Origin of the sequence: Nocardioides sp. (genome assembly GCF_051876515.1) — a bacterium.
Taxonomy (GTDB): domain Bacteria; phylum Actinomycetota; class Actinomycetes; order Propionibacteriales; family Nocardioidaceae; genus Nocardioides.
This window is the reverse complement of sequence record NZ_JBJEHY010000064.1, coordinates 1-15553: the sequence shown is the minus strand read 5'-3', so window position 1 is coordinate 15553 and position 15553 is coordinate 1. Positions and strand designations below refer to the sequence as shown.

The window sequence follows — 15553 nt, the reverse complement described above, 5'->3', positions numbered from 1 at the left end:
ACTACGACGACCCGGAGCTGCGCGCCCGCATCGGCGAGGTGCGCGTGCCGATCGAAGAGCTGAAGAAGCGGCGCATCCTGGTCGACCGCGACGAGGACGGCTACCTGCTGCAGATCTTCACCAAGCCGGTGGGGGACCGCCCCACGGTCTTCTACGAGTTCATCGAGCGGCACGGCTCGCTGGGCTTCGGCAAGGGCAACTTCAAGGCCCTCTTCGAGGCGATCGAGCGTGAGCAGGACCGCCGCGGCAACCTGTGAGGTCTCAGGCGTCCGGGAGCGGGGCGCCGTCGCAGCAGTTCGCCTTCATGTGGCAGTGCGGACACAACCAGCGGGTGGCGATGGGGTCGAACTCTCGTCCGCAGTAGTCGCACGGCATGGGAGAACACTACGGGCGCGCCCCGGCCGGTTGGCCGGGACGCGCCCGTCGTCGTGGATCAGTGCGTGAGCAGTCCGATGCCCAGGCCGCCCATGATGACGGCGATCGCCGAGTCCAGCACCCGCCAGGCCCGCGGGCGGGCGAAGAGGCCGCGAAGCAGGCGCGCGCCGTACCCCAGGGCGAAGAACCAGGTCGAGCTCGCGATCAGGGCGCCCAGCAGGAACCAGTAGCGGTCGGCGCCGAACGAGTTGGCGACGGTGCCGAGCATCAGCACCGCGTCGAGGTAGAAGTGCGGGTTGAGCCAGGTCAGCGCGAGGGTGAGCAGGATGGCCCGCTGCCAGGTCAGGGCCTTGCCCTCGCCGGCCTCCATCGCGGTGGGGCGCCACGCGCGCATGGCGGCGTGCACGCCGAAGGCGATGAGGTACAGCCCGCCGACCATCTGGGCGACCGGGAGCAGTCCGGGCCAGCGCTCCAGCACCACGCCGAAGCCCAGCACGCCGGCGGTGATCGCGACCACGTCGGAGACCAGGCAGGTCAGCACGATCGGCAGGACCTGTTCACCGCGGATGCCCTGTCGCAGCAGGAAGGCGTTCTGTGCGCCGATGGCGACGATGAGGGCGAGGCCGGTGAGCAGGCCGGTGAGGACAACGCTGAACATGCTTCAAATGTAAGGAGAAAAGAGGCATCAATCCAGCGCACGATCTTGAGGAATCATTAGGATGTCTAATTATGAAAGACGTCACTCAGATCGACCCCGTCGCACTGCGTACGTTGGCCACCGCCGTGAGGCTGGGCACCTTCGAGGCCACCGCGCGGGAGCTGCACGTCACTCCGTCGGCCGTGAGCCAGCGGATCAAGGCGCTGGAGACCCGGGTGGGCCGGGTGCTGCTGCACCGGGTGAAGCCGCTGGAGCCCACCGAGGCGGGCCACGTGCTCATACGGCTGGCCCGTCAGACGGAGCTGCTGGAGGCCGAGGCGGTGGCCGAGCTGCTGGAGGAGGGCGACGAGGGGACGTGGAGCTCGGTGCCGATCGCGGTCAACGCGGACGCGCTGTTCCGGTGGTTCGTCGACGCCCTGGCAGCCGTGCAGCGTCGCCACCGGGTGACGTTCGAGGTCGTGCGCGACGACCAGAGCCGTACGGCCGAGCTGCTGCGTCGCGGTGAGGTGATGGCCGCAATCACCTCCGAGCCGCAGCCGGTGCCGGGGTGCCGGGTCGTACGACTGGGGCGCGCCGCCTACCGGGCGGTGGCCCACCCCGACTTCTTCGCCGAGCACTTCGAGGCGGGCGTCACGGCGACCACGCTGGGTCAGGCCCCGATCGTGGCGTTCGACCGCCACGACACCCTCCAGCACGACTTCATGCGCCGGATCACCCGGCGGCACCTGGCGCCGCCGGTCTCCTACCTGCCCTCGGTGCGGGAGTTCGACCACGCCGTACGGCTCGGCATGGGCTGGGGGCTCCTGCTCGACCGCGAGGCACAGGCCGAGATCGCCGACGGCCGCCTGATCGAGCTGGTCCCCGGGCGCAAGGTGGAGGTGCCGCTCTTCTGGCAGCACTGGAAGCTCGGCTCGGGCGTGGTCGAGGAGCTCACCGAGGCGGTCGTCTCGGCCGCCCGGGAGCGCCTGCGCTGAGGGGTGGGGGCCGGCCCGTCGACACCTCGACGGGCCCGACCAGGCTCAGAGCACCTTGGAGAGGAAGGCCTGCGTGCGCTCGTGGCGCGGGTTGGCGAGCACCTCGACCGGGTCGCCCTCCTCGACGATGACGCCGCCGTCCATGAAGACGAGCTTGTCGCCGACCTCGCGGGCGAAGCCCATCTCGTGGGTGACGACCATCATCGTCATGCCCTCGGAGGCCAGGGTCTTCATGACGTCGAGCACGTCGCCGACCAGCTCGGGGTCGAGCGCGGAGGTGGGCTCGTCGAAGAGCATCATGTCGGGGTTCATCGACAGCGCCCGGGCGATCGCCACGCGCTGCTGCTGACCGCCGGACAGGTGGCCGGGGAACGCCTTCTCCTTCTCGGCCAGGCCCACCTTGGCGAGGTTGGCGCGTGCCGTCTCGACGGCCTCGGCCTTCGACCGCTTGAGGACCTTGCGCTGCGCGACCACGAGGTTCTGCAGCACCGTCATGTGCGGGAAGAGGTTGAACTGCTGGAACACCATGCCGATGCGGGCGCGTACGGCGTCCAGGTCGGTCTCGGGGTCGCAGATGTCGATGCCCTCGACGATGATCTGGCCCGAGTCGGGCTCCTCGAGCCGGTTCACGCAGCGCAGCAGGGTCGACTTGCCGGACCCCGAGGGGCCGATCACGCAGACGACCTGGCCCTGGTCGACGTGGAAGTCGATGCCCTTGAGCACCTCGTTCCTGCCGAACGACTTGTGCAGGGCGCGCACCCGGATGGCGGCGGCACCGGCTACAGGCTGGGGGACGGCGGGCGTACCGGGGGTGCTCATCGGGACCTCTGCTGTCGTCGTTCCATCCACGCCACGAGCTGGGTCAGCGGCAGGGTGATGATCAGGTACAGGATCGCGGCCTGGGTGAAGCTGGTGGAGGTGCCGCCCGTCGGGCCACTGACGGTCATGGCGTTGGCCATGGTTGCCAGCTCGCGCTGGTCGATCATCATGCCCGCCACGAACAGGAGCGAGGTGTCCTTCAGCAGGAGGACGAACTCGTTGGTCAGCGGTGGGACGACGATCCTGAACGCCTGCGGAAGGACGATGGTGAACATGGTGCGGGTCGGTCCCATGCCGAGCGAGCGTGCGGCCTCGGTCTGTCCCTTCGGGACCGCCTGGATGCCCGCGCGCAGGGTCTCGGCCATGTAGGCGCCGCCCACCAGGATCAGGGCGATCAGGCCCGCTTGGATGGTCCCGCCGGGCCACTGCCAGCTGAAGGCGATCGGGACCCCGAACGCCAGGGTGAGGACCACCACGATGACCGGCAGGCCGCGGAAGAACTCCACGACCGTGGTGCCGATCCACCGGTAGGGGCCCAGCGGGGAGATCCGCATGAGAGCGAGGACGGTGGCCAGGGCCAGGCCGCCGACGAAGGCGATCGCGGTGTACTTGACCGTGTTGACCGCGCCGATCTTGATCAGCTCGGGCCACGTGCCCCACTCGCCGGCCCACGGCCGGCCGATGCCTTCCTCAGCGAAGAAGTTGGCCCGGATCGCGGGCCAGTCCGCACTGATGACCACCAGCACCAGCAGACCCGCCAGGACCCCGTACAGGGTCAGGTGGGTCAGCCGGCGCTTCGTCGCTCGCTTCACGCGCTGTTGTCCTCGTGCTGTCAGCCGAAGTACTTCGCGTGCACGGTGTCGTACTCGCCGGACTCGCGCATCTCAGCCAGCTGCTCGTTGACAGCCTCGAGAAGCTCGGTGTTGCCCTTCTTGATGGCGAAGCCGTACTGCTCGGCGGTGTCGTACGTCTCGACGATGGTGAAGCCACCCTCGGTCTGGTGCAGGGCGTTGACGCCGAGGTCCTGCAGCAGCGCGTCGACGGCGCCGGACTTGATGGCCTGGAACATCTTGCCGTCGTCGGGGAAGGCGACGATCTCGGCGCCCTTGGCGTTGTCGGTGGCGTACGCCTGGCCGGTGGTGGCGTCCTGGACGCCGACCTTGGCGCCGTCGAGGTCGGCGATGGAGGCGATGTCGGAGCCCTCGGGGACGAGCAGCGACTGCTCGGAGTCGAAGTAGGCGTCGGTGAAGTCGAGGTTGGCCTTGCGCTCCTCGTTGATCGTGATCGCGCTGGCGGCCACGTCGCACTGGCTGGCGTTGAGCGCGGCGCCCGACTGGATCGGCGCGAAGGCGGTCGGCACGACGGAGAGCTCGAGGCCCAGGCCGTCGGCGATGTACTGGATCACGTCGATGTCGAAGCCGGAGAAGCCGGACGGGGCGGAGGCATCCTCCTGCTCGAACGGCGCGTAGGGCACGTCCGAGCAGACGGTCAGCTTGCCGTCGGCAATGGTCGCGACGGACGCGGTGCTGCCGTCGGCCTTCGAGTCCTTCTTGTCCTCGGACGAGTCGGAACCACAGGCGGTCAGGGCAAGGGCGAGGGCTGCGGCGCTGAGGCCCGCAGCAAGGGGGCGGATGATCATGAGGAGCACCCTAATCCCTGCCTGTTGCCAGAATGTGTCGCGTGACTCAGTTTCTCGTCTTCCTGCGGGCCATCAACCTGGGCGCCCGCCGCAAGTTCCCCAAGGACGCGATCGTCGCGGCCACCCAGGCGGCCGGCTTCACCGGGGTCGCGACGCACATCAACACCGGCAACGTGCTGCTCAGCACCGATCTCGGTGATCGGGAGGCGGTGGAGGGCGCGCTGGAGGCGGCGTACCTGGCGGACCGCGGTTTCGAGGTGCCCTGCATCGCCTTCGAGGCGCGGGAGTTCGCCGACCTGGCGCGGCGCGCCGTGGAGCTGAGCGAGGAACGTCCGGGGCTGGAACGGCACTACGTGTACCTGCTCAAGGAGGCGCCCAGCGCTGATGTGGTGGCCGCCGTGGAGGCCACGAGCAGCGACGTGGGGGAGATGGTGGTCGAGGGGCGGGCCGCGCACGCCCTGCTCGGGCCGGGCTACCAGGACGGGAAGGTGGACCCGCTGAACGCGGCCAAGCTTCTCGGTGTCGCGACCAACCGCAACCTCAACGTGGTGCGGACACTGGCTCAGAAGTGGTGCGGGCCAACGTCCTGACGTCGCGCACGCCCAGCGTGGCCAGCGCGATCGCCGCCACGCCCAGGCCGGCGGCCAGGACCACGTGGTCGATCCCGAACGCGGCTGCCAGCGGGCCCGCGGCCAGCTGACCCAGGGGGATCGCCGCGAACGACCCCAGGGCGTCGTACGAGAAGGCGCGCGAGAGCATCTCCGGAGGTACGTGCTCCTGCATGGCGAGGGTCCAGCCGAGGCCGAACACCTCGATGCCCACGCCGGCCACGAACGCGGCGACGAGCAGGACGGGCAGCTCGGGGTACAGGCCCAGCACGACCAGCGGCAGGCAGTACAGGACGGTGCCGACCATGCCCCACAGCAGCGGGCGCTCGAGGCGCAGGCGCAGCATGACCAGGCCGGTGACCAGCAGGCCGACGGCCTCCGCGGAGAGCACCAGGCCCCACCCGGACTCGCCCCACGGTGAGCTCTTGGCGATCACCGGGCCGAGGGTGAAGAAGCCGCCCTGGTGCAGCGCGCAGATGGCGCAGAACGCGAGGACCACGGACCACAGCCACCGGGTGGACCGTACGTAGCCCCAGCCCTCCCGGAGGTCGTCGAGCATGGAGGCGGACTCCTTGCGGACCGCGGCGGGCAGGCGTACGGCGCCCAGGGCCAGCGCGGAGAGCAGGTAGGTCAGGCCGTCGATGCCGATCGCCCAGCCGGGGCCGACCGTGGCGACCAGGACGCCGGCAACGGTGGGGCCGAGGATGGTGAGGCCGCTGCGCAGCATCGACATGAGGGCGTTGGCGCTCTGCAGGTGCTCGTGCGGGACGAGCTGGGGGAGCACGCTGGCCAGTGCCGGGAAGCTGACGGCGGCGGCGGTGCCGTTGACGGCGGTGAGGACCACGACCTGCCAGAGCTGGGCGTGGCCGGACAGGACGAGTGCGGCGATCGCCAGGTTGCTCGTGCCGGCGGTGACGTTGCAGACCTGGATCACCCGGGTCCGTCCGAACCGGTCGGCGATGACGCCTCCGGCGAGCAGGAAGACGACCAGCGGGATGCTGTGCGCGGCGAGGACGGTCCCGAGTGCGGTGGGGGAGTCGCTGATCTCGAGGACCGCGAACGCCAGCGCGACCGAGCCCATCGTGGAGCCCAGCAGGTTGACCGTGCGGGCGACGGCGTACCAGCGGAAGTTGTGCTCGGCCAGCGGGGCCAGGGAGCCGCGCCAGGTCATCGGTCCTGCTCCTCGTCCTGTGCCGGGTCCTGCTCCCGGGCCGAGGTTCCCTCGGTGGTGCGGGCTGGGTCCATCGTGAACAGCACGCTCGTGAGGCTGACCGGGACGGCGCCGGGGGCGCGCGGGGCGCCGGCGCGTTCGTGGAGCAGGTGGGCGGCGCGGGTCAGCAGGTCGGAGACCTCGTCGCGGACCTCCTCGCTCACCCACAGCTCGGCGTCGGCCGCGTACATCGGGAGGTTCTCGTCACGGAGCTCGGAGCGGCGGACCAGTTCCTGGGCCACGAGGCGCATGTACGCCGCGCGGTCCTCCGCGGTGGAGTCGCCGGACGCGACGCTGGCCTCCCACGGGTGGGTGTAGAGCTTGGCGACGCCTCCGCGGATCCGGGTCTCGCCGTCCTCGACTACGAGGCCCGCCCTCGCCAGGAAGCGCAGGTGGTACGAGGCGTTGGCGGTCGTGGTGCCCAGCTCGCGGGCCAGGTCGGAGGCGCTGAGGCGGTTGTTGGTCAGCAGGCTGAGCATCCGCAGCCGCAGCGGGTGGGCGGTGGCCCGCAGGGCCGAGACGGGGGTGGGTTCGCTCATGTGACTCTCCAATGTTCATTGGAGAGTCTGCTCCCGGAGAGGGCTGACTGTCAAACAGTTCTTTGAGGGTCAGTCGATCTCGATGCCGGCGGCGGCCATCTCGGAGAGCGCGGCCTCCGTGGTGGTCGGCGCGACGCCGGCGCTGAGGTGGGTGAGCACCCGGGTCTCGAAACCGTGTGCGGCCGCGTCGAGGGCGGTCGCCCGTACGCAGTGGTCGGTCGCCAGCCCGCACACGTCCACCGCCTCGACCCCGCGCTCGCGCAGCCACGCCACCAGCGTCTCGCCGTCGGCGGTGGAACCCTCGAACCCGGAGTACGCCGCCGAGTGGGCGCCCTTGAGGAACACCGCGTCGAACGGCTGGGGGTCCAGGTTGGGGTGGAACGCCTCACCCTCCGTCCCCACCTTGCAGTGCACCGGCCACGACGCCGCGAAGTCCGGCTTGGCCGCCCAGTGGTCGCCCGGGTCGAGGTGGTGGTCCTTCGTCGCGACGACGTGCGCGTACACCCGCTGCGCCGCCTCCTGCTGCGACCACTCGTGCAGCAGCCCGCCGATGTCGGACGCCACCCGCGCCCCACCCGTCACGGGCAGCGAGCCGCCCTCGCAGAAGTCGTTCTGCACGTCCACGACGATCAGTGCGCGCGTCATGGGTCGAGCGTAGTCCCGCGGGTTGGTGGGGCCGCTCCCACTGACCCCAAATTGGGTCACCTGACCCAATTTGGGGTCACCGGGAGAGGTATCGGCTCGCGCACCGTGATTTGGGGTCGATGGGAGAGGTTCTGGACCCGCGAACGTGTCTCCGAGTGACCCCAACTGGGCGACACGGGCGCGGCCGCCAACTGTCCACAGGCCGCGGCGGTCGAGCTCGGTGTCCACAGGCTCCACCAGGGCGGTACGACGTGGGGCTCGCGGGTACGGCAGGCGCCATGACAGGTGAACAGATGCTTCTGAGCCGGCGGGGGCAGTACGTGCCCGTCGGGTGGCGTTCGGTGACGCAGGGCGTTCGTACGCCCCTCGATGCGTCGGAAGGGGAGCAACTGAGTGCATGGCTCCGGGCACTGCCCGAGCCTGCGGCGCTCACGCACCTCACGGCGGCGCGCGTACGGGGGTGGTGGCTGCCGCCGTTCCCCGAGGGCCTTCCGGTGACCGTCGCGGTACCGCACTCGGTGCGTGTGCGCCGTGAGGGGCTGAGGGTCTACCGGAGCCGGGGCCCTGTGGTCGCGGAGATGGTGGGAGGTCTCCCGGTGGAGCCACCCGCTGCGACGCTCGCGCGGTGTGCCCGGGACCTCGGCGAGCTCGACCTCCTGTGCCTCATCGACGCCGCGAGGAGCAGCGGTGCCTGGCAGCCTGAGCTCAATCCCTCGGGTCTGTGGGGGTCAGCAGCCCTGCGGCGTGTGGTGCCGTACTCGGACTGGAGGGCGGAGTCGATCTGGGAGGTGCTGCTGCGGCACTTCCACACGGTCGTCGACGCGGAGGTCGTGCCCCAGTACGTCGTGCGGGACGAGTTCGGCCGGGTGATCGCCCGGTCCGACCTGTGGCTGGTCGGTACGCAACGCCTCCCTGAGTTCGACGGCGGGATGCACAGGGAACCCTTGCAGCACGCGGCGGACCTCCGCCGGGACCGGCGGTTGGCAGCGGCGGGGTGGATCCGCCACGGGTACACCAGTGGGGACCTGTTGCACCGCCCGTTGTCCATCCTCGAGGACGTGGACCGCGCGCTGGGACGTACGCACGACCCGCGCCGCGTACGGGAGTGGAACGACCTGCTCCGCCAGTCGGCGTTCACCCCGCAGGGCCGCGAGGCGCTGGCCAAGCGGTTGATGCGATGACGTGGACCTGCGTGAACGCCCTCCGAGTTGGGGTCACTGGGAGAGGCCTTCTGGGCGCGCATACCTCTCCCAGTGACCCCAACTGGGCGGCGTCCCCTCCGAGTGACCCCAAATTGGGTCAGGTGACCCGATTCGGGGTCGGTGGGAGGGGTGGACCCTCAGCCCCCGACGTGCTCCGTCGGGATCACCGGCTCCCCGGCGGACATCATCTGCACCGAGCGGGGGAGCTCGGCCAGGGAGGTGCGGTGGCGTTCGCGGGACGCGTCGAGGGACTCGCGGCCCACGATCTCGCCGTCGCGGACCAGCGGCACCAGCAGGGGGCGGTCGTTGCCGTCGTTGGCGGGCGGCTCGCCGATGCCGACGACCTCGGCCTGCGCGACGCCGCGCGAGGAGAGGCGGCGCAGCGCGTACTTGCGGCCGCCGACGGAGATCTTGTCCTTGGCCTTCTTGGCCACCGAGACCATCTCGCCATCGTCGCCCTCGCGCGCGACCAGCTTGTAGACGAAGCCGCAGGTGGGGTGGCCCGACCCGGTGACGAGCTGGGTGCCGACCCCGTACCCGTCGACGGGTGCGGCGGCCAGCGCGGCGATGGCGTACTCGTCGAGGTCGGAGGTGACGATGATCTTGGTGCCCGTTGCCCCGAGGTCGTCGAGCTGGTCGCGCACCTCGCGCGCGACGACGCCGAGGTCGCCGGAGTCGAGGCGTACGGCCCCCAGGTCGGTGCCCGCGACCTCGATGCCCAGGCGGACCGCCTCGGTGACGTCGTAGGTGTCGACGAGCAGCGAAGTGCCGACGCCCTGCGCCGCGACCTGGGCCCGGAACGCGTCCGCCTCGGTGTCGTGGAGGAGGGTGAACGAGTGCGCCGACGTGCCGGCGGTGGGCACGCCGTAGCGCTGGCGGGCCATCAGGTTGGAGGTGGTGTCGAAGCCGGCGACGTACGCCGCCCGGGCCGCCGCCACGGCGGCCTCCTCGTGCGTACGCCGCGAGCCCATCTCGATGCAGGGCCGTCCGCCGGCGGCGGTGGTCATCCGGGAGGCGGCCGACGCGATGGCGGAGTCGTGGTTGTAGATCGAGAGCAGCACCGTCTCCAGCAGCACCGCCTCGGCGAAGGTGCCCTCCACGACGAGCAGCGGCGAGTACGGGAAGTACGTCTCGCCCTCCGTGTAGCCCCACACGTCGCCGCTGAAGCGGTACCCGGCGAGCCAGTCCAGGGTGTCCGCGTCCACCACGTCGCGCAGCGTCGCGAGCGCAGCGTCGTCGAACCGGAACGCCTCGATCGCGTCCAGCGCCCGGCCCACGCCGGCCACGACGCCGTAGCGCCGGCCCTCGGGGAGGCGGCGGGGGAACAGCTCGAACACCGAGCGCCGGTCCGCGGTGCCGGACTGCCGGGCAGCCTGCACCATGGTCAGTTCGTAGTGGTCGGTGAGCAGCGCCGTTGACGGGTTCACGATCCGTACTGTGCCACGATGGAGCCGTGTCAGCCCCCAGTCCGATCGAGGTCGAACCCGATCTCGTGGCCGATGAGGTCCTCATGCGTTCGACCCCGTGGGTCACGATCGTGTGGAACGACCCGGTCAACCTGATGTCGTACGTGACGTTCGTCTTCCAGAAGTACTTCGGCTACGACAAGGCCAAGGCCGAGAAGCTGATGTGGGAGGTCCACCACGACGGCAAGTCGGTGGTCTCGACGGGTTCGCGCGAGGAGATGGAGCGCGACGTCCAGGCGATGCACGAGTACGGCCTGTGGGCGACCATGGAGAAGGCGTCGTGACCGGTTTCGTACGGCACACCGGCTCCGGCCGCGTCATCTCCGACTTCACCGGCTTCGAGGCCGACCTGCTGCGCTCGCTGGCCTCCCAGCTGGTCGAGCTGCTGCGCAACGAGCGCGCCGCGCAGGTCGACCAGGACCCGTTCGAGGCGCTCATGGACTTCTCCGGTCCCACGACGGAGCCGGATGACCCGGTGCTGGCGCGGCTCTTCCCGACGGCCTACCAGCACGACCCGGACGCGGCGGCCGACTTCCGGCGCTTCACCGAGGGCACGCTGCGCGACGCCAAGGCGGACGCCGCGGCCCTGGTCATCGACACCCTCGAGGACGCCGGGCTGCCGTTCGAGCTCGGCGACGACCAGATCATGATCGACGTCGAGCTCGACGAGCCGACGGCCATGACGTGGCTGCGCTCCTTCACCGACATCCGGCTGGCGCTCGCCGTACGGCTGGGGGTCGAGGACGACGACGAGGAGTACTGGCACTCGCTGCCCGACGAGGACCCGCGCGCCCAGGCGCACGACATCTACGAGTGGATCGGCTACCTCCAGGAGACCCTGGTCGCCGCGCTGTCGGAGTGACTCGTACGGAGTGAACCGGCTCAGCCGGAGTAGTTGACGACCCCGTACCGCTCGCGGGTCGCCAGCGCCCACCGGCAGACGGGCACGCACAGGAGCGCCACCGCCACGGTCGCCGCCCCCATCAGCAGCCAGCCGGGTCCTCCCAGGTCCACGCACATGTAGACGACCAGTGGCGGCCCGAGGATCTCCAGCACGCTCCAGCTGAGCCCCGCGAAGCCCTGGTACTGCCCCTGCCGCTCGTGGGGAGCCAGCCCCATCTGGACGCCCCACTGGCCCCCGGAGCCGATCATCTCGCCGATCACGTGGATGCTGGCGCCGACCAGGAGGGCGACCACCGCCAGCGCGGCCCCGACCTGGCTGGCGAGGGCCGTGAACGCGAAGCCGACAGCGATGAACAGGCCTCCGGCGATCAGTTGTCCGGCACTGCTCATCACCGTGTCGCTGCGCTTGGACAGGCGCACCTGCAGGGCTGCGACGGCGGCGGTGTTGAGGATGAGGATGACGGCCACCATGACCGTCGGGGCCTCGGTGCGGGCGGCGATGTACAGCGCCAGGCCGAGGTCCATGACCAGGAAGTGCAGCGAGAAGAACCCGGTGAGGACGGTGAGGACGAGGAAGGGCAGGTCGCGTACGACCGCCAGCCGGGGCTCGCCCTCGGCGACCGGGTGCGGCGGCACGTGCTCCATCCGCATCGTGACGGCCGCGGAGAGCGCGGTGAAGACCGCGTTGAGGGCGAACACGCTGACGTAGGCCCACTTCTCGTCGATGAGCAGGGCGGCGCCGCCGGCGACGGACCCGAGGCCGATCGCCACGTTGGTGACGGCACGCAGGTACGCCTTGAACAGCACGCCGCGACCCCCGGTGGCGACCTGGGCGATGAGCCCCGCACGTACTGCCATCGCGGAGCGCTCGAAGGCTGCGAGCAGCCCGAGCGTGATCGCGAGGGCCAGCGGAGTGGTGGCCAGTGCGGGCGGGGACGCGAAGAGCGCGGCCCCGGCCATCAGCACGGCCATCACCTCGCGCGGCCCGCGGGTGTCGCCGAGGTGACCCGCGGGGACCTGGACCAGCAGGCCCACGATGCCCGCGATCGACAGGGCGGTGGCGACGTGGGCGGGGGAGAGGCCGACCTGCCGGGTGAAGTAGAGCGCGCTGGTGACCATGACGGCCCCGGAGCCGAACCTGCTGGCGAACGTGCCGGCCGCGAGGACCCGGAGGTTGGTGTCGCGGGGCAGCCCGCGGTGGGTCAGGGGTTCGGTCGAACTGGCGGTCACACAGGCTCCTAGATATCTTGACGTCAAGATTTATCCGTTGAGACGATGCGAGTCAAGCCAGCGCCCCCACGTACGCTTGGGCGCGTGCTGACCATCGACGAGGCGACGCGTGACGCCATCATCGCCCACGCCAAGCGGGACCACCCGGACGAGGCCTGCGGCGTCGTCGCCGGTCCCGAGGGGAGTGACCGCCCCGAGCGCTTCATCCCGATGGTCAACGCCGCCGGCAGCCCCACGTTCTACGAGTTCGACTCCACCGAGCTGCTCCAGCTCTACAAGGAGATGGACGCGCGCGACGAGGAGCCGGTCATCGTCTACCACTCGCACACCGCGACCGAGGCCTACCCGAGCCGGACCGACATCGGTCTGGCGGGCGAGCCCAACGCGCACTACGTGCTGGTCAGCACACGCGAGCACGGGAATAACGAGGGCCCTGTCGAGTTCAGGTCCTATCGGATCGTGGACGGCGAGGTGACCGAGGAAGAGGTCACCGTCGTCCCCGAGCTGCCCGCCACCACCCACTGAAACACCCGAGGAGAAGCCCCAGATGGCCATCGAGGTCCGGATCCCCACCATCCTGCGCACGTACACCGGCGGCGCCAAGGCCGTCGACGGCGAGGGCAGCACCCTGGCCGGTCTCATCGAGAACCTCGAGACCAACCACCCCGGCATCAAGGACCGCCTGCTCGACGGCGCCGACCTGCGCCGCTTCGTCAACATCTACATCAACGACGAGGACGTCCGCTTCATGGGCGGCCTCGAGGCCCCGCTCGCCGACGGCGACCAGGTCGTCGTGCTGCCGGCCGTCGCCGGCGGCTGCTGAGCCGGAGGAGCACGAGCCATGGGTGCGCGCCGCACGTACGTCCTCGTCGACGGCGAGAACATCGACGCCACCCTCGGCAACTCGCTCCTCGGGCGGCGTCCGGCCCCCGAGGAGCGGCCCCGCTGGGAGCGGGTCACCCACTTCGCCGAGCAGCTGTGGGGGCAGCAGGTCACGGGCCTGTTCTTCCTCAATGCCAGCAGCGGCAGCATGCCGACGGCGTTCGTCCAGGCGCTCCTCGCGCTGGACTACCGCCCGATCCCGCTGGCCGGCGAGGGCGACGAGAAGGTCGTCGACATCGGTGTCCAGCGGACCCTGGACGCGCTCGTCGCCCACGACGACGCCGACGTCCTGCTGATCAGCCACGACGCGGACTTCGCCGAGCACGTCGAGCGCCTGGTCGGACCCCGCCGCAAGGTGGGCGTGATCGGCTTCCGCGAGTTCATGAGCTCGCACCTCGTCGCCACCGGCTGCGGCGTGTACGACCTCGAGGACGACGTCGCCGCGTTCACGATGCCGCTGCCGCGCGTACGGATCATCCCGCTGGCCGAGTTCGACCCCGAGCGCTTCCTGCTCTGACCCACCCGACCGTACGAAAGGCACCTCGCCCCATGCGCTTCGACAACCTCCTCTCCTCCGTCGGCAACACGCCGCTGGTGGGTCTGCCGAGGCTGTCGCCCAGCCCCGAGGTGCGGCTGTGGGCCAAGCTGGAGGACCGCAACCCCACGGGTTCGATCAAGGACCGCCCGGCGCTGAAGATGATCGAGGTCGCGGAGGCCGACGGCACCCTGCGGCCCGGCTGCACGATCCTCGAGCCGACCTCGGGCAACACCGGCATCTCCCTGGCGATGGCGGCCAAGCTCAAGGGCTACCGGATCGTGTGCGTGATGCCGGAGAACACCTCCGCCGAGCGCCGCCAGCTGCTGCGCATGTGGGGCGCTGAGATCGTCTCCTCGCCCGCGGCCGGCGGCTCCAACGAGGCCGTCCGCGTCGCCAAGAAGCTCGCGGCGGAGCACCCCGACTGGGTGATGCTCTACCAGTACGGCAACCCCGCCAACGCGCTCGCGCACGAGCAGGGCACCGGCCCCGAGCTGCTCGCCGACCTGCCCGAGATCACCCACTTCGTCGCGGGTCTGGGCACCACCGGCACGCTGATGGGCGTCTCCCGCTTCTTCCGCTCCGCCAAGCCGGACGTGCGCATCGTCGCCGCCGAGCCGCGCTACGGCGAGCTCGTGTACGGCCTGCGCAACCTCGACGAGGGGTTCGTCCCTGAGCTGTACGAGGCCGAGCTGATCGACACCCGCTTCTCGGTGGGTCCCCGCGACGCCGTGCGCCGCGTCCGTGAGCTCCTCGAGCTCGAGGGCATCTTCGCGGGCATCTCGACCGGCGCGATCCTGCACGCCGCGCTCGGCCAGGCGGCCAAGGCGGTCAAGGCCGGCGAGTCGGCCGACATCGCGTTCGTGATCGCCGACGGCGGCTGGAAGTACCTCTCCACCGGCGCGTACGAGGGCACCATCGACGAGGCCGAGGAGCGCCTCGACGGGCAGCTCTGGGCCTGAGCCCCGGTCCCGCCGCGCCCCGCGGGTCGCTCAGGGCGCGGTGACGACCAGGTCCTGCGAGAACCCGAACGCGCTGTCGGGCACGGGACCGAGCCCCAGCAGCGACAAGGCCAGGTTGGCGACGTCCCCGTTGCGCACCGGCTGGCGCTCGGCGTCGTACGTGGTCCGGGAGCGGCCGGGGTCGCGGCGTTGCGGGTTGAGGTCGTACAGGTCCTTGCCGGCAGCCACCGCCGGCCCGCGCGCGGCGAACATCACCCGGTAGTTCTGCAGGTCCCCGGCCCGGTAGTGCTGCTCGCGCGCGCCACCGTGGTCGGAGGTGAGGAGGACGGTGGTGGAGCTCCACACGTCCCGCTGCTCCTTCAGCGCCCGGACGACCCGGCCGATCCGCGCGTCGGTGCGCCGCACGGCCCGCAGGTACGACGCCGTCATGAAGCCGTCGTGGTGGCCGGCCAGGTCGGGCGCCGAGAGGTGCAGGAAACGCAGCGCCCGGTCGGTGCCGAGGTCGTTGACGAACGCGCGCACCAGGCGGTCGTTGTCGCTGCGCACCGTCGTACGGTCGATCGCGTCCGGCCACGAGCGCGCCCACAGCCGGAACTTCTCCTTGCCCGCGAACAGGGCCGTGCTGCCGCCCGCCGCGTCGACCTCCGCGAAGACGGACGACACCGGGTGCCCGGCCGCCTCCTGCACCGTGGCCGGGCTGGTGCGCTCGTCGTTCCAGTCCACCCCGTGACCGCCGTGGGCGGCGTCGACGCGGCGCCCGGTGACCATCCCGGTGTGGTTGGGCAGCGTCGCCGTGGACTCGCGCGAGGTGCGGGCGTTGAGGGTCGAGGCCCCGCGGCTCACGAACCGGTGCAGGTGCGGCGTCGCCTTGCGGCCCAGCCGACGCAGAGCCCTCGGGTTGAGGCC

The 15553-nt window shown here is 70.7% G+C and carries 19 protein-coding genes and 1 pseudogene; 10 read left to right on the top strand and 10 right to left on the bottom strand.

Going from position 1 to position 15553, the window contains the following annotated elements:
• Positions 1-257 (top strand): annotated as a pseudogene (locus tag ACI379_RS04195) (4-hydroxyphenylpyruvate dioxygenase); the annotation flags it as partial.
• Between the two features lie 176 nt (positions 258-433).
• On the opposite strand, the gene ACI379_RS04190 reads toward ACI379_RS04195, so the two are convergent.
• Entirely contained in the window at positions 434-1033 is a 600-nt protein-coding gene (locus ACI379_RS04190) for a LysE/ArgO family amino acid transporter (RefSeq protein WP_439790811.1), read from the bottom strand.
• A gap of 71 nt (positions 1034-1104) precedes the next feature.
• On the opposite strand from ACI379_RS04190, the gene ACI379_RS04185 reads away from it, so the two are divergent.
• A complete protein-coding gene (locus ACI379_RS04185; protein WP_439790810.1) occupies positions 1105-2007 on the top strand; it encodes a LysR family transcriptional regulator ArgP in 903 nt (300 codons plus the stop codon).
• Between the two features lie 45 nt (positions 2008-2052).
• On the opposite strand, the gene ACI379_RS04180 is transcribed toward ACI379_RS04185, so the two are convergent.
• From ACI379_RS04180 to ACI379_RS04170, 3 genes are read right to left on the bottom strand one after another with little or no spacing between them, the layout of a single operon-like run.
• Complete coding sequence (locus ACI379_RS04180; RefSeq protein WP_439790809.1) at positions 2053-2826, bottom strand: amino acid ABC transporter ATP-binding protein; 774 nt, start codon at positions 2824-2826, stop codon at positions 2053-2055.
• Entirely contained in the window at positions 2823-3638 is an 816-nt protein-coding gene (locus ACI379_RS04175) for an amino acid ABC transporter permease (protein ID WP_439790808.1), read from the bottom strand. Before ACI379_RS04175 ends, ACI379_RS04180 begins: the two co-directional genes overlap by 4 nt.
• A 20-nt stretch (positions 3639-3658) precedes the next feature.
• A complete protein-coding gene (locus ACI379_RS04170; RefSeq protein WP_439790807.1) occupies positions 3659-4465 on the bottom strand; it encodes a transporter substrate-binding domain-containing protein in 807 nt (268 codons plus the stop codon).
• A gap of 41 nt (positions 4466-4506) precedes the next feature.
• Here ACI379_RS04170 and ACI379_RS04165 point away from each other — a divergent pair, with 41 nt between their 5' ends.
• The gene (locus tag ACI379_RS04165) at positions 4507-5055 is read left to right on the top strand and encodes a DUF1697 domain-containing protein (protein WP_439790806.1); all 549 of its coding nucleotides are present in this window, start codon (positions 4507-4509) and stop codon (positions 5053-5055) included.
• Here ACI379_RS04165 and ACI379_RS04160 read toward each other — a convergent pair.
• The 3 genes from ACI379_RS04160 to ACI379_RS04150 all read right to left on the bottom strand — a co-directional run bounded on the left by ACI379_RS04160 (position 5006) and on the right by ACI379_RS04150 (position 7467).
• A complete protein-coding gene (locus tag ACI379_RS04160) occupies positions 5006-6244 on the bottom strand; it encodes an MFS transporter (protein WP_439790805.1) in 1239 nt (412 codons plus the stop codon). The genes ACI379_RS04165 and ACI379_RS04160 overlap by 50 nt on opposite strands.
• Entirely contained in the window at positions 6241-6822 is a 582-nt protein-coding gene (locus tag ACI379_RS04155; RefSeq protein WP_439790804.1) for an ArsR/SmtB family transcription factor, read from the bottom strand. Before ACI379_RS04155 ends, ACI379_RS04160 begins: the two co-directional genes overlap by 4 nt.
• Before the next feature lie 69 nt (positions 6823-6891).
• Positions 6892-7467, bottom strand: a complete 576-nt coding sequence (locus tag ACI379_RS04150; RefSeq protein WP_439790803.1) for an isochorismatase family protein — start codon at positions 7465-7467, stop codon at positions 6892-6894.
• 596 nt (positions 7468-8063) lie between these two features.
• On the opposite strand from ACI379_RS04150, the gene ACI379_RS04145 reads away from it, so the two are divergent.
• Positions 8064-8648 carry a hypothetical protein gene (locus ACI379_RS04145; RefSeq protein ID WP_439790802.1) on the top strand — a complete coding sequence of 195 codons (585 nt, stop codon included), beginning with the start codon at positions 8064-8066 and terminating at the stop codon, positions 8646-8648.
• A 158-nt stretch (positions 8649-8806) separates the two neighbouring features.
• Here ACI379_RS04145 and ACI379_RS04140 read toward each other — a convergent pair whose 3' ends face one another.
• Entirely contained in the window at positions 8807-10096 is a 1290-nt protein-coding gene (locus ACI379_RS04140; protein WP_439790801.1) for a nicotinate phosphoribosyltransferase, read from the bottom strand.
• A gap of 83 nt (positions 10097-10179) precedes the next feature.
• Here ACI379_RS04140 and clpS point away from each other — a divergent pair, with 83 nt between their 5' ends.
• Together clpS and ACI379_RS04130 are read left to right on the top strand one after the other, a co-directional pair.
• On the top strand, positions 10180-10419 hold the full coding sequence (gene clpS, locus ACI379_RS04135) for an ATP-dependent Clp protease adapter ClpS (RefSeq protein ID WP_439790812.1): 240 nt from the start codon (positions 10180-10182) through the stop codon (positions 10417-10419).
• Positions 10416-10997, top strand: coding sequence for a DUF2017 domain-containing protein (locus tag ACI379_RS04130; protein ID WP_439790799.1), 582 nt, complete (start codon positions 10416-10418; stop codon positions 10995-10997). The genes clpS and ACI379_RS04130 overlap by 4 nt, the downstream gene beginning before the upstream one ends.
• 20 nt (positions 10998-11017) lie before the next feature.
• On the opposite strand, the gene ACI379_RS04125 is transcribed toward ACI379_RS04130, so the two are convergent.
• Positions 11018-12268: an MFS transporter gene (locus tag ACI379_RS04125; protein WP_439790798.1), complete on the bottom strand. Its 1251-nt coding sequence runs from the start codon at positions 12266-12268 to the stop codon at positions 11018-11020.
• Between the two features lie 84 nt (positions 12269-12352).
• On the opposite strand from ACI379_RS04125, the gene ACI379_RS04120 reads away from it, so the two are divergent.
• Genes ACI379_RS04120 through ACI379_RS04105 form a run of 4 tightly spaced genes read left to right on the top strand, consistent with a single transcriptional unit; the run spans position 12353 to position 14647 of the window.
• A complete protein-coding gene (locus ACI379_RS04120) occupies positions 12353-12793 on the top strand; it encodes a Mov34/MPN/PAD-1 family protein (protein WP_439790796.1) in 441 nt (146 codons plus the stop codon).
• Positions 12794-12815: 22 nt separating this feature from the next.
• Positions 12816-13091, top strand: a complete 276-nt coding sequence (locus tag ACI379_RS04115; protein WP_439790795.1) for a MoaD/ThiS family protein — start codon at positions 12816-12818, stop codon at positions 13089-13091.
• A gap of 18 nt (positions 13092-13109) precedes the next feature.
• Positions 13110-13667 (top strand): NYN domain-containing protein, encoded by a 558-nt coding sequence (locus ACI379_RS04110; RefSeq protein ID WP_439790794.1) that lies wholly within the window; start codon positions 13110-13112, stop codon positions 13665-13667.
• Positions 13668-13699: 32 nt separating this feature from the next.
• Complete coding sequence (locus tag ACI379_RS04105; protein WP_439790793.1) at positions 13700-14647, top strand: PLP-dependent cysteine synthase family protein; 948 nt, start codon at positions 13700-13702, stop codon at positions 14645-14647.
• 30 nt (positions 14648-14677) lie between these two features.
• On the opposite strand, the gene ACI379_RS04100 is transcribed toward ACI379_RS04105, so the two are convergent.
• On the bottom strand, positions 14678-15553 hold an 876-nt coding region (locus ACI379_RS04100), incomplete at its 5' end, for an alkaline phosphatase family protein (protein WP_439790792.1).

Bases quoted from the DNA above. Each gene is read 5' to 3' on its own strand.
- ACI379_RS04190 (WP_439790811.1), bottom strand. From the start codon at position 1,033: ATGTTCAGCGTTGTCCTCACCGGCCTGCTCACCGGCCTCGCCCTCATC.
- ACI379_RS04170 (WP_439790807.1), bottom strand. From the start codon at position 4,465: ATGATCATCCGCCCCCTTGCTGCGGGCCTCAGCGCCGCAGCCCTCGCC.
- clpS (WP_439790812.1), top strand. From the start codon at position 10,180: ATGCGTTCGACCCCGTGGGTCACGATCGTGTGGAACGACCCGGTCAAC.
- ACI379_RS04180 (WP_439790809.1), bottom strand. From the start codon at position 2,826: ATGAGCACCCCCGGTACGCCCGCCGTCCCCCAGCCTGTAGCCGGTGCC.
- ACI379_RS04150 (WP_439790803.1), bottom strand. From the start codon at position 7,467: ATGACGCGCGCACTGATCGTCGTGGACGTGCAGAACGACTTCTGCGAG.
- ACI379_RS04155 (WP_439790804.1), bottom strand. From the start codon at position 6,822: ATGAGCGAACCCACCCCCGTCTCGGCCCTGCGGGCCACCGCCCACCCG.
- ACI379_RS04110 (WP_439790794.1), top strand. From the start codon at position 13,110: ATGGGTGCGCGCCGCACGTACGTCCTCGTCGACGGCGAGAACATCGAC.
- ACI379_RS04115 (WP_439790795.1), top strand. From the start codon at position 12,816: ATGGCCATCGAGGTCCGGATCCCCACCATCCTGCGCACGTACACCGGC.
- ACI379_RS04160 (WP_439790805.1), bottom strand. From the start codon at position 6,244: ATGACCTGGCGCGGCTCCCTGGCCCCGCTGGCCGAGCACAACTTCCGC.
- ACI379_RS04105 (WP_439790793.1), top strand. From the start codon at position 13,700: ATGCGCTTCGACAACCTCCTCTCCTCCGTCGGCAACACGCCGCTGGTG.
- ACI379_RS04185 (WP_439790810.1), top strand. From the start codon at position 1,105: ATGAAAGACGTCACTCAGATCGACCCCGTCGCACTGCGTACGTTGGCC.